Origin of the sequence: Nocardia sp. NPDC058058 (assembly GCF_042885355.1) — a bacterium.
Classification (GTDB): Bacteria; Actinomycetota; Actinomycetes; order Mycobacteriales; family Mycobacteriaceae; genus Nocardia.
In genome coordinates this window covers 1-26,261 of record NZ_JBHVSA010000002.1, presented here as the reverse complement: position 1 = coordinate 26,261, position 26,261 = coordinate 1, and the positions used below count along the sequence as shown (strand labels likewise).

Sequence of the window (26,261 nt, the reverse complement as noted above, 5' to 3'; positions counted from 1 at the left end):
CTGCCCGTGCGGTGCCCGCGCGCGGCGTGCACCTGCTCAGACCATAGGATAGTGACTCGTGACTCCAGCTGACCTTGCAGATCTCCTTCGCGCAACCGCGGCGAAGGTACTTGTCGAACGTGGATCCGACCCTGCGGTCCTGCCCGACGAGGTCAAGGTGGAGCGTCCCCGCAACCCCGAGCACGGTGACTATGCCACGAATGTGGCCATGCAGGTAGGTAAGCGGGCCGGAATGAACCCGCGCGACTTTGCGAATCTGCTCGCCGAGGCGCTGGGACAGACCGAGGACATCGAGGTCGCCGAGGTCGCCGGACCGGGCTTCCTGAACATTCGCCTCGCCAAGGCCGCGCAGGGCGCGATCGTGGAGAAGATTCTCGCGGCGGGCCCGAAGTACGGCAGCGGCGACGCGCTCGCCGATACGAAGATCAACCTGGAATTCGTCTCCGCCAACCCGACCGGACCCATCCACCTGGGCGGCACCCGCTGGGCCGCGGTCGGTGACGCGCTCGGCCGCATCCTGTCCGCCCAGGGCGCGGATGTCACCCGCGAGTACTACTTCAACGATCACGGCGCGCAGATCGACCGCTTCGCCAACTCCCTGGTCGCGTCCGCGAACGGACAGCCGACCCCGGAGGACGGCTACGGCGGCGCGTACATCAAGGAGATCGCCGACACCATCGTCGCCGCGCACCCGGATGCGCCGAGCCTGCCCGCCGCCGAACAGCACGAGCTGTTCCGCCGCGAAGGCGTCGAGCTGATGTTCGCGCAGATCAAGCAGAACCTGCACGAATTCGGCGTCGACTTCGACGTGTACTTCAACGAGAGCTCGCTGTTCGCCTCCGGCGCGGTCGAGAAAGCCATTCAGACGCTGAAGGATTCGGGCAAGCTCTACGAGAAGGACGGCGCCTGGTGGATCGCCTCCACCGAATACGGCGATGACAAGGACCGCGTCGTCATCAAGAGCGATGGCAACTCCGCGTACATCGGCGGCGATATCGCCTACTTCCAGAACAAGCGCGCGCGTGGCTTCGACCTGTGCATCTACATGCTGGGCGCGGACCATCACGGTTATATCGGCCGTCTGAAGGCCGCCGCCGCCGCGTTCGGCGACAACCCGGACACCGTCGAGGTGCTCATCGGTCAGATGGTGAATCTGCTCGATGGCGATGTGGCCGTGCGCATGTCGAAGCGCGCGGGCACCGTGGTCACCCTGGACGATCTGGTCGAGGCGATCGGCGTCGACGCCGCGCGCTACTCGCTGGTGCGCTCCTCGGTGAACTCCAGCATCGATATCGATCTGGACCTGTGGACCAAGCAGGACACCGAAAACCCGCTGTACTACGTGCAATACGCGCACGCGCGCACCAACAACATCATCGGCAATTCCGCCGCGTTCGACTTCGCCTCGGTCGCACCGGATTTCAGCCTGATGACCGCAGACCGCGAGGGTGAGCTGATTCGCACCCTCGGTGAATACCCGCGCGTCCTCGCCACCGCCGCCGAGATGCGTGAGCCACACCGGGTAGTCCGCTACCTGGAGGAGCTGGCCGGGGCCTACCACCCCTTCCAGTCCGATAAGGAAATGCGCGTCATCCCCATGGGTGACGAGCCTGTCACCCCCCGAAACGCCGCTCGCCTCGAGCTGGTCAAGGCCACCCGTCAGGTGCTGGCCAACGGTCTCGGCCTGCTAGGCGTCACTGCCCCGGAGCGTATGTAGATGAGTGCACATCCCGCCGGTCCCCGTCACGCGGACATCCCGCCCGCTCAGAATCTCCCTGAGCGGCCGGAGAATTCGCAGCAGATGATTACGCTGCCCGCGAATGTGTGGCCGCGCAATGCTTCTCGCGATGCCGACGGCGTCGTCCGGCTCGCGGGTGTGCCCGTGCACGAGCTGGCCGCCGAATTCGCCACCCCGCTCTTCGTCATCGACGAGGACGACTTCCGGTCCCGCTGCCGCGATATGGTCAGCGCGTTCGGCGAGGGTTCGCGAGTGCACTACGCCTCCAAGGCTTTCCTGTCCGCCGAGATCGCGCGCTGGATTCGCGATGAGGGCCTGCACCTGGACGTGTGCTCCGGCGGCGAGCTCGCCGTGGCGCTGCACGCGGGCTTCCCCGCCGAGCGAATCGCGTTGCACGGCAACAATAAATCGGTTCCGGAGCTGGAGACCGCGGTCGCGACCGGCGTCGGCCACATCGTGCTGGACTCGCTGATCGAGATCGACCGCCTGGAGGCCGTCGCCAAGACCGCGAACAAGGTCGTCGATGTGCTCGTCCGCGTCACCGTCGGCGTGGAAGCCCATACGCACGAATACATTTCGACCGCGCACGAGGATCAGAAGTTCGGCTTCTCGATCGCCAGCGGTGATGCCATGCAGGCCATCGCCCGGGTCTTCGAATCCGACAATCTGCGTCTGGTCGGGCTGCACTCGCACATCGGCTCGCAGATCTTCGAGATCGACGGTTTCGAGATCTCCACTCGTCGCATGCTGGGCCTGCTGCGCGAGGCCGCCGACAAGTTCGGCATGGAGCGCGCGGCGCAGATCAATGTGCTGGATCTCGGTGGCGGCCTTGGTATTTCGTACCTGCCGCACGAGGATCCGCCGTCCCTGGCGGACTTCGCGGCCAACCTGCGCCGCATCGTGGCCGAGGAGGCCGAGCGCGCGGGCTTGCCCATGCCGACCATCGCGGTCGAGCCGGGCCGCGCCATCGCCGGACCGGGCACGGTCACCCTGTACGAGGTCGGCACCACCAAGGATGTGGTGCTCGACGCGGGCGCGCGTCGCCGTTACGTCAGCATCGACGGCGGAATGAGCGACAATATCCGGCCCGCGCTGTACCAGGCCGAATACGATTGCCGTCTGGTCTCGCGCTCCAGCGAGGCCGCGCCGGTGGTCGCTCGGGTGGTCGGAAAGCATTGCGAGAGTGGGGATATCGTCATTCGCGATACCTGGCTCCCGGCCGATGTCGGCCCGGGTGACCTGGTCGCGGTGGCGGCTACCGGCGCGTACTGCTACTCGATGTCGAGCCGTTACAACATGCTCACCCGGCCCGCCGTGGTCGCGGTGCGAGACGGCAAGGCGCGCTTGATTCTTCGCCGCGAAACGGTGGAGGACCTACTCAGCTTGGAGGTGAATGCATGACCGAGGTAACCAAAACCGGCGTGTGGGGATCGGATCATCCGATCGGAATCGCGGTCCTGGGGATGGGCACGGTCGGCACCGAAGTGGTTCGCATCATTCGCAACCAGGCTGATGACCTCTGCAATCGTGTCGGCGCGCCCGTCGTGCTGCGCGGCGTTTCCGTGCGTGATCTGAGCAAGGATCGCGGCATCCCCGCCGAGCTGCTCACCACCGACGCCGAGGCCCTCGTGGCCCGCGACGATGTGGACATCGTGGTCGAGGTCATGGGCGGTATCGATCCGGCCCGCGCGCTCATCCGAACCGCCCTCGAGCACGGCAAGTCCGTGGTCACCGCCAATAAGGCGCTGCTCGCCGACCACACCGGCGAACTGTCCGCCGCCGCCGAATCGCACCGCGCCGACCTGTATTTCGAGGCCGCCGTCGCCGGCGCCATCCCGGTGCTGCGCCCGCTCATCCAGTCGCTGTCCGGTGACCGGGTGAACCGCGTGGTCGGCATCGTGAACGGCACCACCAACTTCATCCTCTCGGCCATGGCCGAGACCGGTGCGGCGTACGCCGACGTGCTGGCCGAGGCCACCCGCCTGGGCTACGCCGAGGCCGATCCCACCGCCGACGTCGAGGGTTACGACGCCGCCGCCAAGGCCGCCATCCTGGCCTCGGTCGCCTTCCACACCCGCGTGACCGCGGCCGATGTCTACCGCGAGGGCATCTCCAAGATCACCGCCGAGGATCTGGAGACCGCCGCGGCCGTCGGCTGCACGGTGAAGCTGCTGGCCATGGCCGAGCGCGTCACCGATGACGGCGGCAAGGAATCCATCTCGGTGCGCGTCTACCCGGCGCTCATCCCGCGCAAACACCCCCTGGCCTCGGTCAGCGGCGCGTTCAACGCGGTCGTCGTGGAGGCCGAGAACGCCGGCCGCCTGATGTTCTACGGGCAGGGCGCGGGCGGCGCGCCGACCGCATCGGCCGTGATGGGCGATCTGGTGATGGCGGCGCGCAACAAGTTCTACGGTGGCCGTGCTCCGGGCGAGTCGGTTTATGCTGAGCTGCCGATCGCCTCGATCGGTGAAACCCCGACCCGCTACCACGTGAATATGCAGGTCGCCGACCGCACCGGTGTACTCCAGGCGGTCGCGGGCGAATTCGCCAAGCATGGGGTCAGCATTTCGACGGTCCGCCAGGAAGGTCATGACGCGGGCGCCCGCCTGGTCGTGGTGACCCACCACGCGCAGGAATCGGCCCTGGCCGATACGGTTGCCGCGTTGGCCGAATTGGATTCCGTCACATCCGTGACCAGCGTTCTGAGATTGGAAGGCACCGAGGAATGAGTACGACCGCGCGGTCTGCCGTGCATACCCCGTGGCCCGGTTTGATCACCGCGTACCGGGATCGTCTGCCGGTGCCCGCCGACTGGGAGCCGGTGACGCTGTTCGAGGGCGGCACCCCGCTGGTGCCCGCCACGCATCTGTCCGAGCTGACCGGCTGTGAGGTGTACCTCAAGGTCGAGGGCGCGAACCCGACGGGTTCGTTCAAGGACCGCGGCATGACCATGGCCATGACCGATGCCAAGTACAGCGGTAAGACCGCGGTGCTGTGCGCCTCCACCGGCAACACCTCGGCCTCGGCCGCCGCGTACGCGACCCGTGCGGGTCTGCACTGCGCGGTGCTGATTCCGCAGGGCAAGATCGCCATGGGCAAGCTGGCCCAGGCGGTCATGCTGGGCGCGAAGATCATTCAGGTCGAGGGCAATTTCGACGATTGCCTGGAGCTGGCCCGCAAGGTCACCGCGGACTTCCCCGAGGTCGGACTGGTGAACTCGGTGAACCCGGCCCGTATCGAAGGCCAGAAGACCGCCGCGTTCGAAATCGTGGACGCGCTCGGCAAGGCCCCCGATGTGCACGTGCTTCCGGTCGGCAACGCCGGAAACATCACCGCGTACTGGAAGGGCTACAGCGAGTACTTCGCCGACGGCACCTCCGGTTCGCGCCCGCGCATGCTGGGTGTGCAGGCCGCCGGTGCCGCTCCGCTGGTCAACGGCGCTCCGGTGAGCGATCCGGAGACCATCGCGACCGCCATCCGGATCGGCGCTCCCGCCTCGTGGAATGCCGCGATGGCCGCCAAGGAGGAGTCCGGCGGCGCGTTCCGGGCCGCCACCGATGAGAAGATCCTCGAGGCGTACCGACTGGTCGCCGCCACCGAGGGTGTTTTCGTGGAGCCCGCGTCGGCGGCTTCGGTCGCCGGTCTGCTCGCGGCGCGCGCGGAGGGCTGGCTCGATTCCGGCCTGACCGTGGTCTGCACCGTGACCGGCAACGGTCTCAAGGATCCGGACAACGCACTGGCCGGTATGCCCGAGGTCAAGCCGATCGCGGTCGATCCGGTCGCCGTCGCGCACGCACTCGAGCTGGCCTGACGGTGAATTCGCGCGAAGGTCAGTTGATGACCAGGACGCTGCCCGCCGGAATCACCGTCACCGTGCGGGTTCCGGCGTCCAGCGCCAATCTGGGGCCGGGATTCGACACCCTCGGCATCGCGCTGGGGGTGTACGACGAGATCGTGGTCACCACCACCGATTCCGGCCTGAATATCCGGGTCGAGGGTGAGGGCGCGGACGATGTGCCCTGGGGCCCTTCACATCTCGTCGTACGCGCCATCGAACGCGGCCTGCAGGCCGCGGGCGTGTGGGCGGATGGCCTGGACGTGCTGTGCCGCAACGTGATTCCGCATTCGCGGGGGCTGGGCTCCTCGGCCTCCGCGGTGGTCGGCGGGCTCGCCGCCGGTCGCGGTCTGGCCGCGAAATTCGATGCCGCACTGGCCTATGACCAGGACGTCATGGTGCAGCTCGCGGCCGAATTCGAAGGCCACCCGGACAATTCCTCCGCCAGCGTGCTCGGCGGAATCGTGGTGTCCTGGACCGAAACCGACCGTCCCGACGCAAATGGCCTGGCGGACCACCACGTTCGCGCCTATCGCGCGGTGCGCCTGGAACCGCATCCGTCGTTGCGGCCATTCGTGCTGATTCCCGAAGAGCGGTCCTCGACCGCGCACACCCGGGGACTGCTGCCCGATAATGTCCCGCACGCCGACGCGGCGTTCAATGCCAGCCGTGCCGCGCTGGCCGTCGTAGCCTTGACGCAACGCCCTGACCTGCTGCTCCCCGCCACCGCGGACCGGCTACACCAGGGTTACCGCGCGTCGGCGCTGCCGCTCACCACGAAATGGATCGAACGCCTGCGCGCCGCGGGCATCGCCGCCACCGTTTCCGGTGCCGGACCGACCATTCTGGCCCTCGGGACCAGCGAATTCCCTGCGGAACTGCGCGAACTCGCCATTGCCGACGGACTGCGAGTTCTCGAACCCGGTATTGCCGGTGGGGTATCGGTGGATTGACAGCGCGCCTGCCTTGCCGATGTAAAGGCCGGGAGCTATCCTGAGCGAGTCCGTACATCGTGCGCGTCAGACGCCGGTGCTTCATCAGGGCAAATCGCTCCAGAGGCTCCTTGCTCAGGCTCGAGGCTTGAGGCTCGAAACTTGGGGGTAGCCAGTTCACTGGAATGATCTCTCCCACCTTTTCACTCGGTGGCGAAGCCCACGCGGTGGTAAAACCACCAATCCGGCGCAGCACGCGATACGGCATCCGAGTCCGGCATACGACCGGACTGCAGGAGGAACCCTCGAACAGGCACACGGCAGTCGAGGGAAGGAAAGGATTTCCGTGACAGATACGGACCTGCTCGCGACACCCGGGGTGGAAAGTGATTCAACCTCCTCGGATCGCGAAAGTGAATCCGGACAGATTTCGAAGATGAGCGAACACACTGACATCGCACGATCGGGGCTGACTGGAATGTTGTTGCCGCAGTTGCGTGCGCTTGCGGGGGAACTCGGAATTCGAGGCACCTCCGGGATGCGTAAGGGTGATCTCATCGCCGCCATCAAGGAGAATCAGTCCGGCGGCGCCGCGAAGGAGACCGGTGGCAAGGCCACCTCCACGCGGAATGCCAAGGGCAAGAGCGATTCTGCGCCGACCGGCGGGGAGTCCGCGTCGGCTGCGCCCGCTCCCGCGAAGGCCGAAACCGCTGCCGTGAAGGCCGAAACCGCCCCCGCGAAGGTCGAACAGACTCGGGTCAAGACCGAGGTTCCGACGTACAACTCCGCCGAGAAGACCGCCGAGCCGCGTGAGGCGAAGCGGGAAGAGGCCGAGGGCACTCGCGCCGAGGGCGGTGACGACAACCGCGACGGCGGCCAGCGCGGCCGCGGTCGCCAGCGCCGGGGTCGCGATCAGCGTCCCGCCGGCGGAAATGCCAATGCCGAGGCCGCTGCCTCGGAATCCGCCCCTGCCGCTGAGAAGCCGGAGCAGGAGGGTGGTGAGCGTCGCCGCGAGCGCAATAACAATCAGCAGTCCGGCGGCCAGAACCAGAACAGCAATCAGAACGGCACCGCGCGCGGCGGCAACAACAACGACCGCGACCGCAACCGTGCCGCCGCCGCTGACGACGACGAGGAAGGCGGCCGCGGTCGCCGGGGTCGTCGCTTCCGTGAGCGTCGCCGCGGGCGTGACCGCGACGGCGTGCCCGGCGAGGTCGGCAACAGCCGCGAGAGCCGCGAACTCGAGATCCGCGAGGACGACGTCCTGCAGCCGGTCGCGGGCATTCTCGACGTGCTCGACAACTACGCGTTCGTGCGCACCTCCGGCTACCTGGCCGGTCCGAACGACGTGTACGTGTCGATGAACCTGGTCCGCAAGAACGGCCTGCGCCGCGGTGACGCCATCACCGGCGCGGTGCGCGCTCCGCGTGACGGCGATCAGAGCAATCAGCGGCAGAAGTTCGATCCGCTGGTGCGACTGGACACGGTCAACGGCTCGGATATCGAAAGTGCCAAGCGCCGACCGGAATTCCAGAAGCTGACCCCGCTGTACCCGAATCAGCGACTGCGGCTGGAGACCCAGCCGAACAAGCTGACCACGCGCATCATCGATCTGATCATGCCGATCGGTAAGGGTCAGCGCGCGCTGATCGTGTCCCCGCCCAAGGCGGGTAAGACCACGATCATGCAGGACATCGCGAACGCGATCGCCGTCAACAATCCGGAGTGCTACCTCATGGTGGTGCTGGTGGACGAGCGTCCCGAGGAAGTGACCGATATGCAGCGCTCCGTGCGCGGCGAGGTCATCGCCTCCACGTTCGACCGCCCGCCGGGCGATCACACCTCCGTCGCGGAACTCGCGATCGAGCGTGCGAAGCGTCTGGTCGAGATGGGTCAGGACGTCGTGGTGCTGCTCGACTCGATCACCCGATTGGGCCGCGCGTACAACAACTCGTCCCCGGCGTCGGGCCGAATCCTTTCCGGTGGTGTGGATTCCACCGCGCTGTACCCGCCCAAGCGGTTCCTCGGCGCGGCCCGCAATATCGAGAACGGCGGCTCGCTCACCATTATCGCGACCGCGATGGTGGAGACCGGTTCCACCGGTGACACGGTCATCTTCGAGGAGTTCAAGGGCACGGGTAACGCCGAGCTCAAGCTCGATCGCAAGATCGCCGAGCGTCGCGTGTTCCCCGCGGTCGACGTCAACCCGTCCGGCACCCGTCGCGACGATCTGCTGATGTCACCCGATGAGGCCGGGGTGCTGCACAAGCTGCGCCGCGTGCTGTCCGGTCTGGACTCGCATCAGGCCATCGACCTGCTCGTGGATCGACTCAAGAAGACCAAGAGCAACGCCGAGTTCCTGATGACCGTTTCGAAGACCGCGCCGAACGCGATCGACGAATAAGACTCGCGCACAGGCGATTCCGTCTGGAATGATTCGGCAGCAGCCCCACTTCGGTGGGGCTGTTGCCGTTTCACGGATAGATACGCGGGTGCGGGTCTCGGGCTGTAGAACGCCATTCCGATGACCGCCGCCCCCGCGATCATGACGGCGAGAATGGTCGCGGTCACGGCGCCGGACGTGCTGTCCGGCGCCGTGACCGCCGTGTAGGTGAGCGTGCCGTCCCCGTGCGGCGGGGTAGGGGCCAGGGTCTGGTTTCCCGCCGCACGACCGGACTCGTTCGGAACGGCACACCACCCCGCGATCACGATCAGCGTCAGCGCTCCCAGGACCACCCCTGCGGCGATCTCCGCATCCTTCCTGGTCACAGCTGCCCTTCCCGTAGTCGCGAGGTTTTCACCTGCGACCACTTTATGAACATCAGTGTTCGCATTCATGAGTAGCGAACTACTCGTTCTTCAGCCTCGCTCGAGGACTGCGAACTCGCGTGCCCACAGTTTCTTGGGGGTACACGAAACCGACCCATCGGTTGGTTCACTGCCCGGCCGGATCGGCCCGGAATTTTTCGGACCCGGGCATTGTCTATACTTTCCGTTTGGCAACCATGCCTAGTCGGTTCCGGTTCACGCCTCGCGAGGCGACCCGGCGCCATTCGAAAGGACACCATGAAGGCAGGAATTCACCCCACGTACGTCGATACGACGGTCGTGTGCGGCTGCGGCAACACCTTCCAGACCAAGAGCACCAAGGAGTCCGGCCAGATCACGGTCGAAGTTTGCTCCCAGTGCCACCCCTTCTACACGGGCAAGCAGAAGATCCTGGACACCGGTGGCCGCGTGGCTCGCTTCGAGGCTCGCTACGGCAAGCGTACGAAGGCCAACGACGCCAACTAGCTACTCTGACGACGCCCGTCCTGTGCACGCAGGGCGGGCGTCGCGGTGTTTTCAGGGTCGGCCGCGGACAGCAGCGGAAAGACCCGCAAACTATCTGTGAGCACGACCGACCCGAGGAGCAACCGCGATGGCTGACAAGACAGCCCCCAACGCGATAGACGACATCCTGGCCGAATACGGCGCGCTGGAAGCGCAACTGGCCGATCCGGACCTGCACAACAATCCCGGCGCCGCGCGCCGAGTCGGCAAGCGCTTCGCCGAACTCGGCCCGATCATGGCCGCCTACAACAAACTCACCGCCACGCGTGACGATCTGGCCGCGGCCGAAGAACTGGCCGCCGACGATTCCTCCTTCGCCGCCGAAATCCCGGGATTGCGCGCGCAGGTCGAGGAATTGGAGAAGACGCTCACCGATCTACTCGCCCCGCGCGACCCGCATGACTCGGATGATGTTGTGCTGGAAGTGAAATCGGGTGAAGGCGGCGAGGAATCCGCGCTCTTCGCCTCCGATCTGGCGCGCATGTACATCCGGTACGCCGAACGGCACGGATGGAAGGTCGAGGTGCTCGACGCCAACATCACCGATATGGGTGGCTACAAAGAGGCGACCATCTCCATCAAGGCCAAAGAGCCGTCCCTCGACGGCGTCTGGTCCAAGCTGAAATTCGAGGGCGGGGTGCACCGCGTGCAGCGCGTCCCCGTCACCGAATCGCAGGGCCGCATCCACACCTCGGCCGCCGGTGTCCTGGTGTACCCCGAGCCCGACGAGGTGGAAGAGGTGCAGATCGACGACAAGGATCTGCGCGTGGACGTGTACCGCTCCTCCGGTAAGGGCGGACAGGGCGTCAACACCACCGACTCCGCGGTACGCATCACCCACCTACCCACCGGCATCGTCGTGACCTGCCAGAACGAGCGCTCGCAGCTGCAGAACAAGATGCGCGCCATGCAGGTGCTCTCGGCTCGACTCCAGGCCCTGGCCGAGGAGCAGGCCGATCAGGAAGCCGCCGCCGGCCGTGCCTCGCAGATCCGCACCGTCGACCGCTCCGAGCGCATCCGCACCTACAACTTCCCCGAGAACCGCATCGCCGACCACCGCATCGGCTTCAAGGCGCACAACCTCGATTCGGTCCTCGACGGCAACCTGGAAGACCTCTTCCAGGCCCTCGGCGAGGCCGATCGCGCCGCCCGCCTCGCCGCCGAATAACCCGTCAGCTATCTGAATCCCGCGGGTCGGAACAGGTTTCGTGGGAATATGAATCGCTCGTCGGGACCGTCCACCGGAGAGGTCGGCACATCATGAACCGCGCGCCGTTGCGCCCAGCTATCCGCGAGGCTGCGGAGGTGTTGGCGGGTGCCGGGGTGCACAGCCCCGGCACGGACGCGGAATTGCTCGCGGCGCATGTGCTGGGGGTGGACCGGATGCGCCTGGCCCTGGTGCCCATGGTGACGGCCGACCAGTTGGAGGAATTCCGCAAACTGGTGGCCCGTCGCGCCGAACGCGTTCCGCTGCAACACCTTACGGGTACCGCGGCGATGGGGGAGATCGATCTCGCAGTGGGCCCGGGCGTTTTCATCCCCCGCCCGGAGACCGAACTCCTGTTCGCCTGGGCCCTGGCCCAATTGGAGGCGGTGGGCCACGAACACCAGCCCGTCGTGGTGGACCTGTGCACCGGCTCCGGCGCACTCGCGCTGGCGATCGCGCACGCCCGCCCCGATGCCCAGGTGCACGCGGTCGAACTCGACTCCGAGGCGATCGCCTGGGCACGCCGCAATGCCCTGCAACTCGCGGACGAGGGCGACACCCCGATAGATCTGCACGCCGCCGACGTCACCGACCCGGACCTGCTCACTCATCTCACCGGCAAGGTCGACATCGTCGTCTCCAACCCGCCCTACATCCCCGAAGCCGCCCAGCTGGATCCCGAAGTCGCGGACCACGATCCACACCGCGCCCTCTTCGGCGGCCCCGACGGCCTGGACGTCATCCGCCCCATGGTTCCGAATATCGCGCGATTGTTGCGCTCCGGGGGTGCGGTGGCCATCGAACACGATGACACCAACGGCTCCGGAGTGGCGGCGCTGCTCACCGCCGCCGGGTTCACCGCGGTCGTCGAACACCCCGATCTCGCGGGCAAACCCCGCTTCGTGGTCGCCCGGTTCGCCGCCGAATAGGCGGCGGCGCGCACCGTCATCGGCAGGGCTTTCCGTCCGGGCGGTCGTGGAATTCGAGTCCGCGCCGCCCGCGACCCACCGCGACGAATGACTCTCGAGGTATCCGTGCCAAGATGTTGCGCGTGAGTACCGTCTACGACTGTGCCGATTCCGATTCACGAGCCGCCGGTTTGATCGCGGCCCGGAGTGCGCTGAAATCGGGACGGCTGGCAGTGATTCCGACCGACACCCTCTACGGCCTGGCCGCCGACGCCTTCGACAGCCAGGCTGTCAGCGCGCTGCTGGCCGCCAAGCGGCGCGGGCGGGATATGCCGGTGCCGGTGCTCGTCGGATCGTGGAACACGATCGACGGGCTGGTGTTCTCGGTTCGCCCGCAGGCGCGTGAACTCATCCGCGCGTTCTGGCCCGGTGGCCTGAGTCTTGTTGTGCAGCAAGCCCCTTCGCTGGCCTGGGACCTGGGGGACACCCGGGGCACGGTCATGCTGCGGATGCCGCTGCATCCGGTCGCGCTCGAGGTGCTGCGCGAGGTCGGCCCGCTCGCGGTGTCGAGCGCGAACGTCTCCGGGCAGCCGCCCGCCAAGACCGCCGCCGAAGCCAAGGCGCAATTGGGTGATCTGGTCGGGGTGTACCTCGACGGTGGTCCCGCCGATCACGCGATCGCCTCCACCATCGTGGATCTGACCTCCGATGCCCCGCGCATTCTGCGCGCGGGCGCCGTCCCGACCGAGAAGGTGGCGGAGGTCCTCGGCATGTCGCCGGAGGAGCTGCTGTCCCCAGGCGAGCGGTGACGGCCCGATAAATGCTGTTGAGTCAGGGCGTTTTCAGCCAGGGCGCGGTCGTCCCGCTGCGGGAGCTGCTGCTGGTGCTGTTCGTCGCGTCGGTGGTGACCTTTCTCTGCACCGGCGGAATCCGGGTGGGGGCCATTGCCTTCGGCGCCGTGGCGGTACCGCGTGAGCGCGATGTCCATGTGAAGCCGATTCCCCGCATGGGCGGGCTCGGCATCTATCTGGGTGTCATCGGCGCCGTGCTGTTCGCGCATCAGCTGCCCGCGCTGCGCCGCGGCTTCGACTATCCGAAGGACATTCCGGCGGTGCTCGCGGCGGGCACGCTGATCGTGCTGGTCGGAATCATCGACGACCGCTGGGGTTTGGACGCGCTCACCAAATTCGTCGGTCAGGTGACCGCGGCCGGTGTGATGGCGGTGATGGGCCTGTCCTGGGTGGCCATCTACAACCCCTTCACCAATGAGACCGTGGTGCTCGATCCACTGCAGGGCGGTCTGGTGACGGTCGGCATCACGGTGACGCTCATCAATGCCATGAATTTCGTCGACGGTCTGGACGGTTTGGCCGCGGGACTGGGTTTCATCGCCTCGGTCGCGGTTTTCGTGTTCAGCGTCGGCCTGCTCTACGAAGTCGGCGGTTCGACCGACACCTATCCGCCCGCGCTGCTGGCCGCCGCGCTTGCCGGAGGTTGTCTGGGATTTCTGCCGCACAATTTTCAACCGGCCCGAATATTCATGGGCGATACCGGTTCCATGCTCATCGGATTGATGCTGGCCGCGGTGTCGACGGGTGCGTCGGGCCGAATTCCGCTGCAGGGTTACGGCCCGCGCGACATCGTGGGTCTGCTGTCGCCGCTGTTGCTGGTGGGTGCGGTGATGTTCATTCCGGTACTCGATCTTGTTTTGGCGATCGTGCGGCGCGTGCGCGCGGGTGTGAGTTTCTCCACTCCCGACAAAATGCATCTGCATCACCGTTTGCTGCAGATCGGGCATTCGCATCGCCGCGTGGTGCTGTTGATCTACTTGTGGGTGAGCGTGCTCGCTTTCGGCGCGGTCGGCACGTCATTGATGGATCGGCGCGTGGTGGTGCTGCTGTTCGCGGCGGGCCTGGTATTCGCGCTGATCGTGACTTCGGTCCCGTCCTGGCGGGAGCTCACCGCGCGTGCGGGACGTAAACCACCGCGCGGCCCGGACGCGACCGCCCGGTAGAGTTTGCTGACGTGAGCACGCCTTCCACCCCGGATCCCGACGCCCCGCTGCGGGCGGCCCTGCGCTACGGCCTGATGGGTTTGGCTGTGCTGGTGGTGGTTTCGGCAATTCTGTCGTCGATCATCGCCGGTGTGCCCGGCCTCTGGGGCGCCCTGATCGGTTCCGCCATCGGCGGCGGATTCATTCTGACGACCGCCGCCTCGGTGCTCTTCAGCGCGAAGATCGAATCCGGTTTGCAGGGCATCGTGATCCTGGGCAGCTGGGTCGGCAAGCTGGTGCTGGCGCTCGTCGTCGTCGCGATTCTTCGCAAATTCGACTTCTACAGCCCGACCGCGCTGTTCCTGACCGTGGTCGGCGCGCTCCTGATCGTGCTCGGCGCGGAGACGTATGGCCTTCTGCGGCAACGGGTTCCGACGGTTCAGACCGAACGCGAGCTGTAGCCGCGGCGCAGTTCACCGGCTGTTTATGCCACCCCCTACACGTTGTCGTAGATAACTTGATAAACTCTTTACTTGTAGCCGACCGAAGCACAAGGGGGGGTCACCTGAGACCCGCCTGAGAGCAGGTTATGCTTACTGCCGTACCGGACCCTTCGGGTCTTGGTTCTGCACCGTCGACGATGTCGCCGACGCGCGTACAGACGCCCGGGCGCAAGCCCCTCAGCTGCTGACGAACTTCGAGCCGACCTGAGTCGACCACCAGATCGTCAATGTCCGATCGAACCGCAGGCAAAGCATTGCCTGCGGCCCGACCACGGGAGAGAACGCTGAGCGTCACCATTTTGGCGGGCGAGTTCCACGCGCCGTCGCTTAACGACTTCTTCCCTCCAGCAGTGCTGTTCGAGGGGACGCCTTTCGAGCTCGACCGTTTGATGCTCATTCGCATCATCATGGCGGCCGTTCTTGTGATCGTGATGCTCGCGGCTTTCCGTCGTCCGCAGCTGGTTCCGCGCGGTCTGCAGAATGTCGCCGAATCCGGTCTGGTGTTCGTCAAGGAACAGATCTGCGATGAGGTCCTGGGCAAGGAATCCGGTAAGAAGTTCTTCCCGCTTATCGCGTCGATCTTCTTCACCGTCCTGTTCCTGAACATCTCCGGTGTCATTCCGGGCCTGAACATCTCATCCAATGCGCGCATCGGTATGCCGCTGGTGCTGGCCGTCGTCGCCTACGTCACCTTCAACTACGTGGGCATCAAGAAGTACGGCTTCCTGAAATACATGCGCTCGAGCATCGTCGTGCCGAATGTGCCGCCCGCGCTGCACATCCTGCTGATCCCGATCGAGTTCCTCTCGACCTTCGTGCTCCGCCCGTTCACGCTCACCGTTCGTCTTCTGGCGAATATGCTGGCCGGCCACATCATGCTGGTGCTGTTCTTCAGCGCCACCCAGTTCTTCCTGTTCGATGCCGTCTCCTGGATGAAGGTGTTCTCGCCGTTCTCGCTGCTCGCGGGCTTCGGCTTCACACTCTTCGAACTCCTGGTGGTCTTCCTGCAGGCGTACGTGTTCGCACTGTTGACCGCTGTTTACATCGGTCTGGCGCAGCACGCCGACTCTCACTGACCGACCGCACTACCAAAACCTGCCTTACACGCCGCCCGGCGGGTGGGCGACAGAAAGGGAATGGAACACACATGAGCACCCTCTCGTACCTGGCTGCTGAAGTTGCCGAATCCAAGTCCAAGGGCTTCGGCGCCATCGGTTACGGCCTCGCTGCGATCGGCCCCGGCATCGGTGTAGGCATCGTGGTCGGTAAGGCCATCGAGGGCATCGCCCGTCAGCCCGAGCTGCAGGGCACCATCCGGACCACCATGTTCCTGGGTATCGCGTTCACCGAGGCCCTGGCGCTGATCGGTCTCGTCGCCGGCTTCATTTTCTGATTCCGGCATAAGACTAGGAATCAACGATGAACAGCATTTATTTGCTCGCGGCCGAGGAGGATATCAATCCCCTCGTCCCGAAGACCTATGACATTGTCTGGTCCGCGATCGTCTTCATCGTTATCGCCTTTGTCTTCGCCAAGTACGTCGTCCCGCGCCTGACCAAGGTGCTCGACGAGCGCACGGAGAAGATCGAGGGCGGTATCGCCAAGGCGGAGGCCGTGCAGGCCGAGGCCCAGGCCACCCTGCAGCAGTACCAGGAGCAGCTGGCCGAGGCTCGCCTCGAGGCCGCGCGCATTCGTGAGGAAGCGCGCACTCAGGGCCAGACCATCCTGGCGCAGTTGCGCGCCGACGCACAGGCCGAGGCCGACCGCATCGTGGCTTCGGGCCACACCCAGCTGGAGGCCCAGCGCCTGCAGATCGTGACCGAACTGCGTTCCGAACTCGGCCGCACCGCGGTCGATCTGGCCGAGAAGATCATCGGTCAGTCGGTGGCCGACGAAGCCAAGCAGGCCGCGTCGATCGACCGGTTCCTCGCGGAACTGGATGCGAACGCCGGCATCGGGGTCGGAAGGTAACGAACCGAAAGTGGGAAGCATGTACGCAGCGAGCCGTGAGGCGAGCTCCCGTGCGCGGGAAGCTCTTCGGGCCGCTCTGACCGGTAGCGACACCGTCGCGGCCACGACGGGCTCCGAACTGTTCGCCGTTGTCGCCGTCCTCGACGACCAGCGCTCGCTGCGTGTGGCGCTCGCGGATAAGTCGGTGTCCAGCTCGGCCCGCGCCGAACTGGCCGAGCGCCTCTTCGGCGGCAAGGTCAGTGGAGCCACCCAGACGGTGCTGACCACCGCGGTGGCGCAGGACTGGTCCCGCGCCCGCGACCTGGTCGACAGCCTGGTGCTGCTCGGCAACGAAGCGCTGTTGCGTGCCGCGGAAGACCGCGGCCGTCTCGGCGCCGTTGAGGACGAGCTGTTCCGGCTGGGCCGGATCGTCGAAGACAACCCCGCGCTGGAGCAGGCGCTGACCGATCACGGGAAGCCGCTCGCGGCCAAGCGTGAACTGGTGCAGCGTTTGCTCGCGGACAAGGTCGAGGAGATCACCCTCGAACTGGTCCAGCAGGCGGTCGCCCGCAGCAAGAAGGGCGATATCGGCGAGGCCTTCGACCACCTGTCCGACCTGGCAGCGTCGCTCCGGGATCAGATCGTGGCGCATGTGCGCTCCGCGTCGGCCCTGACGACGCAGCAGCGTGAGCACCTTGCGGCCTCGCTGCAGCGCATCTACGACAAGCCCGTCACGGTGCACGTGCAGGAAGACCCGAGCCTGCTGGCCGGTGTCGTCGTGCGCGTGGGCGACGACCTGATCGACGGCAGCGCCGTCGGCCGACTGCAGCGCTTGCGTCAGTCTCTCGCGTGAGACCACCGGCTTCGGCCGGTAGTCCGCAGAGACGCGAAAAGCGCACCAACACACCGACATTCGAGACCACAGCGAGAGCAGGAAGAACATGGCGGAGCTGACGATCTCCCCCGATGAGATCCGTAGCGCGATCGAGAGCTACACCCAGAGCTACACCCCGGAAACCTCCATCGAGGAAGTGGGCGTTGTCACCGACACCGGTGACGGCATCGCCCACATCAGCGGCCTCCCCGGCGCGATGGCCAACGAGCTGCTGGAGTTCCCCGGCGGCGTGCTCGGCGTCGCGCTGAACCTGGAGGACACCGAAATCGGTGCCGTCGTCCTGGGTGAGTTCGACACCATCGAGGAGGGCCAGCAGGTCCGCCGTACCGGCGACGTGCTCTCGGTCCCGGTGGGCGACAACTTCCTGGGCCGCGTGGTGAACCCGCTGGGCGCCCCCATCGACGGCCTGGGCGAGATCGAGTCCGACGAACGTCGCGTCCTCGAGCTGCAGGCCGCCACCGTGCTGGAGCGCCAGCCCGTCGGTGAGCCCCTCGCCACCGGCATCACCGCCATCGACGCCCTGACCGCCATCGGCCGCGGCCAGCGTCAGCTCGTCATCGGTGACCGCAAGACCGGTAAGACCGCGGTCTGCATCGACGCGATCATCAACCAGAAGGCCAACTGGGCCACCGGCGATCCGACCAAGCAGGTGCGTTGCATCTACGTCGCGATCGGCCAGAAGGGTTCCACCATCGCGGGCGTCAAGGCCGCGCTGGAGGCCCACGGTGCGATGGAGTACACCACCATCGTCGCGGCTCCCGCGTCCGACTCCGCCGGCTTCAAATGGCTTGCGCCGTACACCGGTTCGGCCATCGGCCAGCACTGGATGTACCAGGGCAAGCACGTTCTGATCGTGTTCGACGACCTGTCCAAGCAGGCCGAGGCGTACCGCGCCATCTCGCTGCTGCTGCGTCGCCCGCCGGGCCGCGAGGCGTACCCGGGTGACGTGTTCTACCTGCACTCCCGTCTGCTGGAGCGTTGCGCGAAGCTCTCCGATGAGCTCGGTGCCGGTTCCATGACCGCGCTGCCGATCATCGAGACCAAGGCCAACGACGTGTCGGCGTTCATTCCGACCAACGTCATCTCGATCACCGACGGCCAGGTGTTCCTGGAGTCGGACCTCTTCAACAAGGGTGTCCGCCCGGCCATCAACGTCGGTATCTCGGTGTCCCGTGTCGGTGGCGCCGCGCAGACCAAGGCCATGAAGCAGGTCGCCGGTTCGCTGCGTCTGGAGCTCGCCTCCTACCGTGAGCTGGAAGCCTTCTCCGCGTTCGCCTCCGATCTGGATGCCGCCTCGCTGGCGCAGCTGGAGCGTGGCGCCCGCTGGGTCGAGCTGCTCAAGCAGGACCAGTACGCCCCGGTTTCGGTTGAGGATCAGGTTGTTTCGCTGTTCCTGGTCGACGCCGGTTACTACGACTCGGTGCCGGTCGGCGATGTGCGCCGCTTCAACTCCGAGCTGCTGGAGAACCTGCACGCCACCGTGCAGCCTTCCTTCGACGCCCTGCAGGGTGGTTCGAAGAAGCTCGAGGGTGAGACCGCCGACTCCTTCAAGACCGCGACCGACAAGTTCAAGCAGGGCTTCCTTGCTTCGGACGGCAGCCGCGTCGTGAACGAGGCCGAGGCCGGCAAGCTCGATCACGAAGAGGTCGAGTCGCTTTCCGTCACTCGCAAGCACGTCGAGAAGTAAGAACGGCGAAGCTGATGCGACTGTCTGACTCGAGGAATGAAGGGAGTGTGAACCGCTAATGCCAAGCGTGCGCGAACTGCGCTCCCGAATTCGTTCCGTGAGCTCGATCAAGAAGATCACCAAAGCGCAAGAGCTGATCGCGACCTCGCGAATCAGCAAGGCGCAGGCCCGGGTCGCGGCGGCCAAGCCGTACGCGGAGGAGATCACCAAGGTGCTTGCCGAATTGGCAAGCGCCAGTGGGAATCTCACCCACCCGCTGCTCACCGAGCGGCCGAACGCGCGCCGTGCCGCGGTACTGGTGATCACCAGTGACCGCGGTATGTGCGGTGGCTACAACTCCAACGTGCTCAAGCGCACCGAGGAGCTGCTGACCACGCTGCGGTCCGAGGGCAAAGAGCCGGTGCTGTACGTCATGGGCGCAAAGGGCCTGACGTTCTACACCTTCCGTAAGCGTGATGTGAACGGCGCGTGGACCGGCTTCTCGCAGTCGCCGAACTATGTGGACGCCTCCGCGGCGTGCAACCACCTGGTCGAGGCGTTCATGGCGGGCGCCGACGGCGAAGTGGCCGCACCCAACGGCGAAGGCACCATGGCCGGCGTCGATGAACTGCACATCGTCTACACGCGTTTCGTGTCGATGCTGTCGCAGGTCCCCGAGGTCCGTCGCCTGGCTCCCATTCAGGTGAGCTACGTCGACGAGAACTTCGATCTGGGTGAGGACAGCTTCTCCGACGGGAACTCCGAGCCCACGGCTCAGTACGAGTTCGAGCCGGATGCGGACGTCCTGCTGGGCGCGCTGCTGCCGAAGTACATCAACACTCGGATTTATTCGTCGCTGCTCGACGCGGCGGCATCGGAGTCGGCTGCGCGCCGCACCGCGATGAAGGCGGCCACCGATAACGCGACGGACTTGGTGAATTCACTGACCCGTACCGCGAATTCGCTGCGCCAGGCCGGAATCACGCAGGAAATCACGGAAATCGTCGGTGGCGCCAACGCGCTGGCGTCGAGCTCGGACCGCGACTAGACACGGAAGAGAACCAATGACCGCAGCTGTCACTAAAGAAACCCGGGTGGGCGCTGGCACCGGCCGCGTCTCCCGTGTCATCGGCCCCGTCGTGGACGTCGAGTTCCCGCGCGGCTCCATCCCCGAGCTGTACAACGCGCTGAACGTCGACATCGCGCTCGCGTCGGTCGCCAAGACGCTGACCCTCGAGGTCGCACAGCACCTGGGCGACAACATCGTTCGCACCATCTCCATGCAGCCGACCGACGGTCTGGTGCGTGGCGTCGAGGTGCGCGACACCGGCAAGCCGATCTCGGTTCCCGTCGGTGACGTCGTCAAGGGCCACGTCTTCAACGCGCTGGGCGACTGCCTGGACACCCCCGGCCTGGGCCGCGACGGCGAGCAGTGGGGCATCCACCGCCAGCCGCCCGCCTTCGACCAGCTCGAGGGTAAGACCGAGATCCTGGAAACGGGCGTCAAGGTCATCGACCTCCTCACCCCGTACGTGAAGGGTGGCAAGATCGGTCTGTTCGGTGGCGCCGGTGTCGGCAAGACCGTGCTGATCCAGGAGATGATCACCCGTATCGCGCGTGAGTTCTCGGGCACCTCGGTGTTCGCGGGCGTCGGCGAGCGTACTCGTGAGGGCACCGACCTCCACCTGGAAATGGAAGAGATGGGCGTCCTTCAGGACACCGCCCTCGTCTTCGGCCAGATGGACGAGCCGCCGGGCACGCGTATGCGCGTCGCCCTGTCGGCCCTGACCATGGCGGAGTACTTCCGCGATGTGCAGAACCAGGACGTGTTGCTCTTCATCGACAACATCTTCCGGTTCACCCAGGCCGGCTCCGAGGTCTCGACCCTGCTGGGTCGTATGCCCTCGGCCGTGGGTTACCAGCCCACCCTGGCGGACGAGATGGGTCAGCTCCAGGAGCGGATCACCTCGACCCGTGGTCGCTCGATCACCTCGATGCAGGCGATCTACGTCCCCGCCGACGACTACACCGACCCGGCGCCGGCGACCACCTTCGCCCACCTGGACGCGACGACCGAGCTTTCCCGCCCGATCTCGCAGAAGGGCATCTACCCGGCCGTCGACCCGCTGACCTCGACCTCTCGTATCCTCGAGGCTTCGATCGTCGGCGACCGTCACTTCCAGGTGGCCAACGAGGTCAAGCGGATCCTGCAGAAGTACAAGGAACTGCAGGACATCATCGCCATCCTCGGTATGGACGAGCTCTCCGAAGGCGACAAGGTCCTCGTCGGCCGTGCGCGTCGTCTGGAGAAGTTCCTGGGTCAGAACTTCATCGTCGCCGAGAAGTTCACCGGCCAGGAAGGTTCCGTCGTTCCGCTGGAGCAGACGATCGACGACTTCGATCGCGTCTGCAAGGGCGAGTTCGATCACCTGCCCGAGCAGGCGTTCAACTCCTGCGGTGGCCTGGACGACGTCGAGGCCGCTGCGAAGAAGATCGCCGGGAAGTAGTCCACCATGGCGGATATGTCAGTTGATCTGGTCGCCGTAGAGCGACTGCTGTGGTCGGGGCGGGCGAAGTTCGTCTCCGCCCAGACCACGGAGGGCGAGATCGGCATCCTCGCCGGCCACGAGCCGCTGCTCGGTCAGCTGGTCGAAGCCGGCACGGTGACCATCGTGTCCGACAGCGACGAGCGCATCGTCGCGGCCGTGCACGGCGGATTCTTCTCGGTGACCGCCACTTCGGTGCGCGTGCTCGCCGAATCCGCTGATTTCGCAGGCGATATCGACGAGGCGGCCGCCAAGGCCGTACTCGCCGACGCCGATGCGAGCGCGGATGCGCAGGCCAAGGCCCAGGGCCGCCTGCGCGCGCTGGAGAAGGCCGCACAGGGCTGATCCGAGTTTCCATTCGGCAAAAGAGCGGCGGCTCTGGGAAATATCCCAGGGCCGCCGCTCTTTTCGTTTACACTCAGCACCGGCCGCGGATGTGATCTGACCCATTCCGCAATGCCTCGGCTATTTCAGCACTTTCAGCTTTACCTCAAATGAGTTGGCGCAGCGCGGTCTCGCCCGGGTATGAGCGGGTGTGGCCTCGCCTCGATGAGCGAGGGGTGAATGATCGGGCTTCGAATCAGCAGGTGGACCATCGCGGCAATGGCTGTCGCGGTAGGCATCGGTTTCTTTTCACCGGGGGCGGCGAACGCGGATGTCATCGTGCCGCTGCCCAACGGGCATATCGAGGGACCCGGCGTCAAAATCACGAGTGTCGGTGAGCGCGCGGTCATTTCGCCGTCGCTGGCGTCCAATGGCGCGGGCCGCACCTCCTGGGTGAGCGGCAATGTGATCGCCGATGTGGAAACGCCGGACGGTGAGGTCGGCCCCAATAACGGCCCCAGGAATTTTCCGGGTACGAATAATTCCGGTACCCACGGCTCCTCCAACCTGACTGTTGGATATGTGGTGGGCTGCCAGGTTTCGCTCGGTGCTTTGAGCGCGAATGCGGCGGTGACGATCAGCACCACCCCGACCCTGGCCGCGGGATTCAGTTTTCCGCTGTCGCCCGGACAGGTGGTGTGGCTGGCGATCAACAACATCGAATTGATCAAGACCGGTAGTTATCAGATTCAGTATCAGGATCTGCCGATGGAGGTGCAGGGCTGCGCCGGATACGCCCAGGCGCGCCAGTTCTCGGTGGTCGAGATCATCGGCGTGGACTACGCCAAGGTCACCCTCTACGGCCAGCCGTTCAGCCTCGGCTGACGGCTCGCACTCCGACGCGAAGGGATCGCATGTTCGGCTCGAATCGAAATCCATTGAGCGGCAAGCTTTTCGGGGTAGCGCTGGCCGCGGCGACACTGTTCGGTCTGCACGCGCCGGGGACGGCGGCGGCCGACACCTTCATTCCGCTGCCCGGCGGGATGATCTCGCGGACACTGGCGGACGGCACCATCGTCACCATCCGCATCGACAATGAATCGGCCAAGATCAATCCGTCCATGGGTGATACGCCGGTGCATCGCAATGTGTGGGTGTCCGGGCGCGGCAGCGTCGATCTGGTCGGTCCGAGCGCGTCCGAGGCGACCATCAAGATCTCGCCCGGATACGTGGTCGGCTGCCAGGTGGATATCAGCCAGTTCTCGCCGAGCGAGAATGCCAGCGAATCCGCCACCCTGGGTTCGGGCGGTCTGACCAACCTCCAGCCTTCGGAGGCCCTGGGCGGCGGGATCACGGTCGCGCCGGGCCAGGCGGTGGCGCAATTGCTGCTGGATCTGGAGAAGCCGGACGACTACGGCCAGGAATCGCATAAGCGCTACAACAAGGTTCCCGGCCCGCACGCCAGCGTCTCCTGGGTGGACGAGACCTTCGCGGTGAACGGTTGCGGTGGGTATGCCCAAGCTCGCTCGTTCGTACTCGCCGAGATCGACACCACCACCTTCATCGGCAACCTGGCGCTGTGGGGAGAGCCCTTCAGCATGGGTTGATCGATAGGGGAGCTGAACAGGGCATACGTCACATTCGGTGGATGGTGGAACCTCGTGTTCACACGGTCGCTACTATCGACCGAACACGGGGTCCTGCCGATGGCCGGTTCGTGAAATGACAGCCGAGGCTGATGTGAAGGGACGGAGCAACATTGCGGACCGGGATGGTGGTTCTGATCATTCTGGTGCTGTTGCTTGTCGGATTGGCCCTGGCTTCCACATATCGCCTGATCATGCTGCGTCGCGGCGGAACCGCAGCGCTGCTGCGGGTGCTCCCGGCGCGCGGTCACGGCGGCGGCTGGCGGCACGGATTGATCCGCTACGGCGAGGACACCCTGGTCTTCTACAAGCTCTCCAGCCTCAAACTGGGTCCGGACTCCACGATTCGCCGCCTGGGCATCGAGGTTGGCACCGGCCGGCGCGCGCCCGAGGGCGATGAGTTCGACATCATGAACGACGAGGCCATCGTCGAGGTCTCCGACGAGAGCGGTAGCTACGAGCTGGCTTTGGATCGCGGCGCGCTCGCGGCGTTCCTGTCCTGGGTGGAGTCCCGCCCGTCGGAGCGCATTCGCCGCCGGCGGTAATAGTGTGAACGCGTGAGTGTGCATCTGACGCGGATCTATACCCGGACCGGAGACGACGGGACCACGGGGCTCAGCGATTTCTCGCGGGTCGCCAAGACCGATCCCCGGCTCATCGCCTACGCCGACTGTGACGAGGCCAATGCCGCACTCGGTGTCGCCATTGCGCTCGGCAACCCCGATGAGCGCATCCGGCGGGTGCTGCTCGCCATCCAGAACGATCTCTTCGATGCGGGCGCGGATCTGTCCACCCCCGTTGTCGAAGATCCGAAATACCCGCCGCTGCGCATCACGCAGCCGTACATCGACCGCTTGGAAAAGTGGTGCGATGAGTTCAATGAGCCTCTGGCAGCACTGAATTCGTTCATTCTGCCCGGCGGCACACCGCTCGCCGCGCTGTTGCACGTGGCGCGCACGGTAGCGCGACGCGCCGAGCGTTCCGCCTGGGCCGCGGTCGACGCGCATCCCGATGACACCAGCGCGCTGCCCGCGAAATACCTGAACCGACTGTCCGACCTGCTGTTCATTCTGGGTCGCGTGGCCAACCCCGAAGGCGACATCCTCTGGCGGCCGGGCGGAGAGGCCACGGGGGAAGGACAGGACCACTAGGCTGACCGTCGTGAGTGAACGGTTTCTGGTGACCGGGGGCAGCAGGCTCGTCGGTGAGGTCGCGGTAGGCGGCGCGAAGAACAGCGTCCTCAAGCTGATGGCCGCCGCGCTGCTGGCCGAGGGTACGACCACCATCACGAACTGCCCGGACATCCTGGACGTGCCGCTGATGGCGGACGTGCTGCGCGGTCTCGGCTGTGATGTCACGGTCGACGGCGGGACGGTCACCATCGTGACCCCGCCGGAACCCAAGTACCACGCGGACTTTCCCGCCGTGACCCAGTTCCGCGCCTCGGTGTGCGTACTGGGTCCGCTGATGGCGCGCTGCAAGCGTGCGGTGGTCGCGCTGCCCGGTGGTGACGCCATCGGTTCGCGACCGCTCGATATGCATCAGCAGGGGCTGCGGCTGCTCGGCGCGACCAGCGAGATCGAGCACGGCTGCCTGGTGGCGCGCGCCGAGGAATTGCAGGGCGCGCGAATTCGCCTGGACTTCCCGTCCGTCGGCGCGACCGAGAACATCCTCATGGCGGCGGTGCTCGCCGAGGGGGAGACGGTCATCGACAATGCCGCGCGCGAACCCGAGATCGTGGACCTGTGCAACATGCTGGCGCGCATGGGAGCTCGGATCGCGGGTGCGGGCACCTCGGTATTGACCATCGAGGGTGTGGACAAGCTGTCGCCGACCACCCACCGCGTGATCGGCGATCGCATCGTCGCCGCCACCTGGGGTATCGCCGCGGCGATGACGCAGGGCGATGTGCGGGTGACGGGTATCAACCCCAAGCATCTGTCCCTCGTCCTGGACAAGCTGCGTGCCGCGGGTGCGCGAATCTCGTTCGAGCCGGACGGTTTCCGCGTCGTGCAGTCCGATCGCCCGCGCGCGGTGAACTTCTCGACGCTGCCGTTCCCGGGTTTCCCGACCGATCTGCAGCCGATGGCCATCGGCCTGGCCGCCATCGCGGACGGCACCTCGATGATCACCGAGAACATCTTCGAAGCGCGTTTCCGCTTCGTGGAGGAGATGATTCGCCTCGGCGCCGATGCCCGCACCGACGGTCATCACGCTGTGGTGCGCGGGATTCCGCGGTTGTCGAGCGCGCCGGTCTGGTCTTCGGACATTCGCGCCGGCGCGGGCTTGGTGCTCGCGGGTCTGGTCGCGGACGGCGTCACCGAAGTCCACGATGTCTTCCACATCGACAGGGGCTACCCGGATTTCGTGGAGAACCTGCGCTCGCTCGGAGCCGAGATCGAGCGGGTCGGCACCGCCGAATGAACGGCCGGTGACGGGAAGGGTTCGCGAAAACCCCTCCTGAACAGCCGATTTGACATGCGAATGACCAACACGTAACTTTATTCGAGTCAGAGCGACACGGACACCAACCCGGACCGAGAGGTCAGGGAAACGAGGTTGGACGGCGAGCGCCTGACTGATCACATTGGCTCTTCCGATCAGCGGATTTGGTTCTGCTGCGCCGGTCGGGCTAAGCTTTGAAAGCAGCCGCAGAGATCAACCGGGACAAAGAGCCCGAGAGATTCTGCGTGCGTGTGTTCTTTGAGAACTCAATAGTGTGTCGATGAATGTCAGTGCCAATATTTTATTGGTTCCGGCCTTCCACACCCCCGTGTGGGTGGGT

Annotated in this window: 25 protein-coding genes; all 25 read left to right on the top strand. The window is 65.8% G+C overall.

What is annotated here, in order from left to right; genetic code table 11:
• The first annotated feature begins 58 nt into the window (after window positions 1-58).
• The 25 genes from argS to murA all read left to right on the top strand — a co-directional run bounded on the left by argS (window position 59) and on the right by murA (window position 25,900).
• Window positions 59-1,717, top strand: coding sequence for an arginine--tRNA ligase (gene argS, locus ACFVUS_RS15255; RefSeq protein ID WP_387765710.1), 1,659 nt, complete (start codon window positions 59-61; stop codon window positions 1,715-1,717).
• A complete protein-coding gene (lysA, locus tag ACFVUS_RS15250) occupies window positions 1,718-3,139 on the top strand; it encodes a diaminopimelate decarboxylase (RefSeq protein ID WP_387765707.1) in 1,422 nt (473 codons plus the stop codon).
• Window positions 3,136-4,467, top strand: a complete 1,332-nt coding sequence (locus ACFVUS_RS15245) for a homoserine dehydrogenase (protein ID WP_387765704.1) — start codon at window positions 3,136-3,138, stop codon at window positions 4,465-4,467. The genes lysA and ACFVUS_RS15245 overlap by 4 nt, the downstream gene beginning before the upstream one ends.
• Entirely contained in the window at window positions 4,464-5,549 is a 1,086-nt protein-coding gene (gene thrC / locus ACFVUS_RS15240; RefSeq protein ID WP_387765701.1) for a threonine synthase, read from the top strand. Before ACFVUS_RS15245 ends, thrC begins: the two co-directional genes overlap by 4 nt.
• 26 nt (window positions 5,550-5,575) lie before the next feature.
• Window positions 5,576-6,526 carry a homoserine kinase gene (gene thrB / locus ACFVUS_RS15235; protein ID WP_387765698.1) on the top strand — a complete coding sequence of 317 codons (951 nt, stop codon included), beginning with the start codon at window positions 5,576-5,578 and terminating at the stop codon, window positions 6,524-6,526.
• Window positions 6,527-6,851: 325 nt separating this feature from the next.
• The gene (rho, locus tag ACFVUS_RS15230; RefSeq protein WP_387765694.1) at window positions 6,852-8,909 is read left to right on the top strand and encodes a transcription termination factor Rho; all 2,058 of its coding nucleotides are present in this window, start codon (window positions 6,852-6,854) and stop codon (window positions 8,907-8,909) included.
• 662 nt (window positions 8,910-9,571) lie between these two features.
• The gene (rpmE, locus tag ACFVUS_RS15225; protein ID WP_387765691.1) at window positions 9,572-9,799 is read left to right on the top strand and encodes a 50S ribosomal protein L31; all 228 of its coding nucleotides are present in this window, start codon (window positions 9,572-9,574) and stop codon (window positions 9,797-9,799) included.
• 127 nt (window positions 9,800-9,926) lie between these two features.
• Complete coding sequence (prfA, locus tag ACFVUS_RS15220) at window positions 9,927-11,006, top strand: peptide chain release factor 1 (RefSeq protein ID WP_387765688.1); 1,080 nt, start codon at window positions 9,927-9,929, stop codon at window positions 11,004-11,006.
• A 92-nt stretch (window positions 11,007-11,098) separates the two neighbouring features.
• Window positions 11,099-11,974, top strand: coding sequence for a peptide chain release factor N(5)-glutamine methyltransferase (gene prmC, locus ACFVUS_RS15215; protein WP_387765685.1), 876 nt, complete (start codon window positions 11,099-11,101; stop codon window positions 11,972-11,974).
• A gap of 122 nt (window positions 11,975-12,096) precedes the next feature.
• A complete protein-coding gene (locus tag ACFVUS_RS15210) occupies window positions 12,097-12,762 on the top strand; it encodes an L-threonylcarbamoyladenylate synthase (RefSeq protein WP_387765682.1) in 666 nt (221 codons plus the stop codon).
• Between the two features lie 11 nt (window positions 12,763-12,773).
• On the top strand, window positions 12,774-13,967 hold the full coding sequence (locus tag ACFVUS_RS15205) for an MraY family glycosyltransferase (protein ID WP_364646470.1): 1,194 nt from the start codon (window positions 12,774-12,776) through the stop codon (window positions 13,965-13,967).
• 11 nt (window positions 13,968-13,978) lie between these two features.
• Window positions 13,979-14,407 (top strand): hypothetical protein, encoded by a 429-nt coding sequence (locus ACFVUS_RS15200; RefSeq protein WP_364646473.1) that lies wholly within the window; start codon window positions 13,979-13,981, stop codon window positions 14,405-14,407.
• A 269-nt stretch (window positions 14,408-14,676) separates the two neighbouring features.
• Window positions 14,677-15,525, top strand: coding sequence for a F0F1 ATP synthase subunit A (gene atpB / locus ACFVUS_RS15195; protein ID WP_387765678.1), 849 nt, complete (start codon window positions 14,677-14,679; stop codon window positions 15,523-15,525).
• Between the two features lie 71 nt (window positions 15,526-15,596).
• Window positions 15,597-15,842, top strand: a complete 246-nt coding sequence (locus tag ACFVUS_RS15190) for an ATP synthase F0 subunit C (RefSeq protein ID WP_067562316.1) — start codon at window positions 15,597-15,599, stop codon at window positions 15,840-15,842.
• A gap of 26 nt (window positions 15,843-15,868) precedes the next feature.
• Entirely contained in the window at window positions 15,869-16,420 is a 552-nt protein-coding gene (locus tag ACFVUS_RS15185; RefSeq protein ID WP_364646480.1) for a F0F1 ATP synthase subunit B, read from the top strand.
• Between the two features lie 19 nt (window positions 16,421-16,439).
• The gene (locus tag ACFVUS_RS15180; RefSeq protein WP_364646483.1) at window positions 16,440-17,252 is read left to right on the top strand and encodes a F0F1 ATP synthase subunit delta; all 813 of its coding nucleotides are present in this window, start codon (window positions 16,440-16,442) and stop codon (window positions 17,250-17,252) included.
• An 88-nt stretch (window positions 17,253-17,340) separates the two neighbouring features.
• Entirely contained in the window at window positions 17,341-18,981 is a 1,641-nt protein-coding gene (gene atpA / locus ACFVUS_RS15175; protein ID WP_387765672.1) for a F0F1 ATP synthase subunit alpha, read from the top strand.
• A gap of 58 nt (window positions 18,982-19,039) precedes the next feature.
• Entirely contained in the window at window positions 19,040-20,008 is a 969-nt protein-coding gene (locus tag ACFVUS_RS15170) for a F0F1 ATP synthase subunit gamma (RefSeq protein ID WP_364646489.1), read from the top strand.
• A 16-nt stretch (window positions 20,009-20,024) separates the two neighbouring features.
• Window positions 20,025-21,467, top strand: coding sequence for a F0F1 ATP synthase subunit beta (gene atpD, locus ACFVUS_RS15165; protein WP_067702204.1), 1,443 nt, complete (start codon window positions 20,025-20,027; stop codon window positions 21,465-21,467).
• A 6-nt stretch (window positions 21,468-21,473) separates the two neighbouring features.
• Window positions 21,474-21,851, top strand: a complete 378-nt coding sequence (locus tag ACFVUS_RS15160; RefSeq protein WP_364646492.1) for a F0F1 ATP synthase subunit epsilon — start codon at window positions 21,474-21,476, stop codon at window positions 21,849-21,851.
• Between the two features lie 258 nt (window positions 21,852-22,109).
• Window positions 22,110-22,715, top strand: coding sequence for an MspA family porin (locus ACFVUS_RS15155; protein WP_387765666.1), 606 nt, complete (start codon window positions 22,110-22,112; stop codon window positions 22,713-22,715).
• A gap of 29 nt (window positions 22,716-22,744) precedes the next feature.
• Window positions 22,745-23,437 carry an MspA family porin gene (locus tag ACFVUS_RS15150; RefSeq protein ID WP_387765663.1) on the top strand — a complete coding sequence of 231 codons (693 nt, stop codon included), beginning with the start codon at window positions 22,745-22,747 and terminating at the stop codon, window positions 23,435-23,437.
• Window positions 23,438-23,601: 164 nt separating this feature from the next.
• Window positions 23,602-24,021, top strand: coding sequence for a DUF2550 domain-containing protein (locus ACFVUS_RS15145; protein WP_364646501.1), 420 nt, complete (start codon window positions 23,602-23,604; stop codon window positions 24,019-24,021).
• Window positions 24,022-24,033: 12 nt separating this feature from the next.
• The gene (locus ACFVUS_RS15140) at window positions 24,034-24,627 is read left to right on the top strand and encodes a cob(I)yrinic acid a,c-diamide adenosyltransferase (protein ID WP_387765659.1); all 594 of its coding nucleotides are present in this window, start codon (window positions 24,034-24,036) and stop codon (window positions 24,625-24,627) included.
• A 10-nt stretch (window positions 24,628-24,637) separates the two neighbouring features.
• A complete protein-coding gene (murA, locus tag ACFVUS_RS15135) occupies window positions 24,638-25,900 on the top strand; it encodes a UDP-N-acetylglucosamine 1-carboxyvinyltransferase (protein WP_387765656.1) in 1,263 nt (420 codons plus the stop codon).
• Window positions 25,901-26,261 lie beyond the last annotated feature (361 nt).

Excerpts from the sequence above, each read along its gene's own strand:
- lysA (WP_387765707.1), top strand. The coding sequence starts at position 1,718 with ATGAGTGCACATCCCGCCGGTCCCCGTCACGCGGACATCCCGCCCGCT.
- ACFVUS_RS15245 (WP_387765704.1), top strand. The coding sequence starts at position 3,136 with ATGACCGAGGTAACCAAAACCGGCGTGTGGGGATCGGATCATCCGATC.
- thrC (WP_387765701.1), top strand. The coding sequence starts at position 4,464 with ATGAGTACGACCGCGCGGTCTGCCGTGCATACCCCGTGGCCCGGTTTG.
- thrB (WP_387765698.1), top strand. The coding sequence starts at position 5,576 with ATGACCAGGACGCTGCCCGCCGGAATCACCGTCACCGTGCGGGTTCCG.
- rpmE (WP_387765691.1), top strand. The coding sequence starts at position 9,572 with ATGAAGGCAGGAATTCACCCCACGTACGTCGATACGACGGTCGTGTGC.
- prfA (WP_387765688.1), top strand. The coding sequence starts at position 9,927 with ATGGCTGACAAGACAGCCCCCAACGCGATAGACGACATCCTGGCCGAA.
- prmC (WP_387765685.1), top strand. The coding sequence starts at position 11,099 with ATGAACCGCGCGCCGTTGCGCCCAGCTATCCGCGAGGCTGCGGAGGTG.
- ACFVUS_RS15205 (WP_364646470.1), top strand. The coding sequence starts at position 12,774 with ATGCTGTTGAGTCAGGGCGTTTTCAGCCAGGGCGCGGTCGTCCCGCTG.
- atpB (WP_387765678.1), top strand. The coding sequence starts at position 14,677 with ATGTCCGATCGAACCGCAGGCAAAGCATTGCCTGCGGCCCGACCACGG.
- ACFVUS_RS15190 (WP_067562316.1), top strand. The coding sequence starts at position 15,597 with ATGAGCACCCTCTCGTACCTGGCTGCTGAAGTTGCCGAATCCAAGTCC.
- ACFVUS_RS15185 (WP_364646480.1), top strand. The coding sequence starts at position 15,869 with ATGAACAGCATTTATTTGCTCGCGGCCGAGGAGGATATCAATCCCCTC.
- ACFVUS_RS15180 (WP_364646483.1), top strand. The coding sequence starts at position 16,440 with ATGTACGCAGCGAGCCGTGAGGCGAGCTCCCGTGCGCGGGAAGCTCTT.
- atpA (WP_387765672.1), top strand. The coding sequence starts at position 17,341 with ATGGCGGAGCTGACGATCTCCCCCGATGAGATCCGTAGCGCGATCGAG.
- ACFVUS_RS15170 (WP_364646489.1), top strand. The coding sequence starts at position 19,040 with ATGCCAAGCGTGCGCGAACTGCGCTCCCGAATTCGTTCCGTGAGCTCG.
- atpD (WP_067702204.1), top strand. The coding sequence starts at position 20,025 with ATGACCGCAGCTGTCACTAAAGAAACCCGGGTGGGCGCTGGCACCGGC.
- ACFVUS_RS15160 (WP_364646492.1), top strand. The coding sequence starts at position 21,474 with ATGGCGGATATGTCAGTTGATCTGGTCGCCGTAGAGCGACTGCTGTGG.
- ACFVUS_RS15155 (WP_387765666.1), top strand. The coding sequence starts at position 22,110 with ATGGCTGTCGCGGTAGGCATCGGTTTCTTTTCACCGGGGGCGGCGAAC.
- ACFVUS_RS15150 (WP_387765663.1), top strand. The coding sequence starts at position 22,745 with ATGTTCGGCTCGAATCGAAATCCATTGAGCGGCAAGCTTTTCGGGGTA.
- ACFVUS_RS15145 (WP_364646501.1), top strand. The coding sequence starts at position 23,602 with ATGGTGGTTCTGATCATTCTGGTGCTGTTGCTTGTCGGATTGGCCCTG.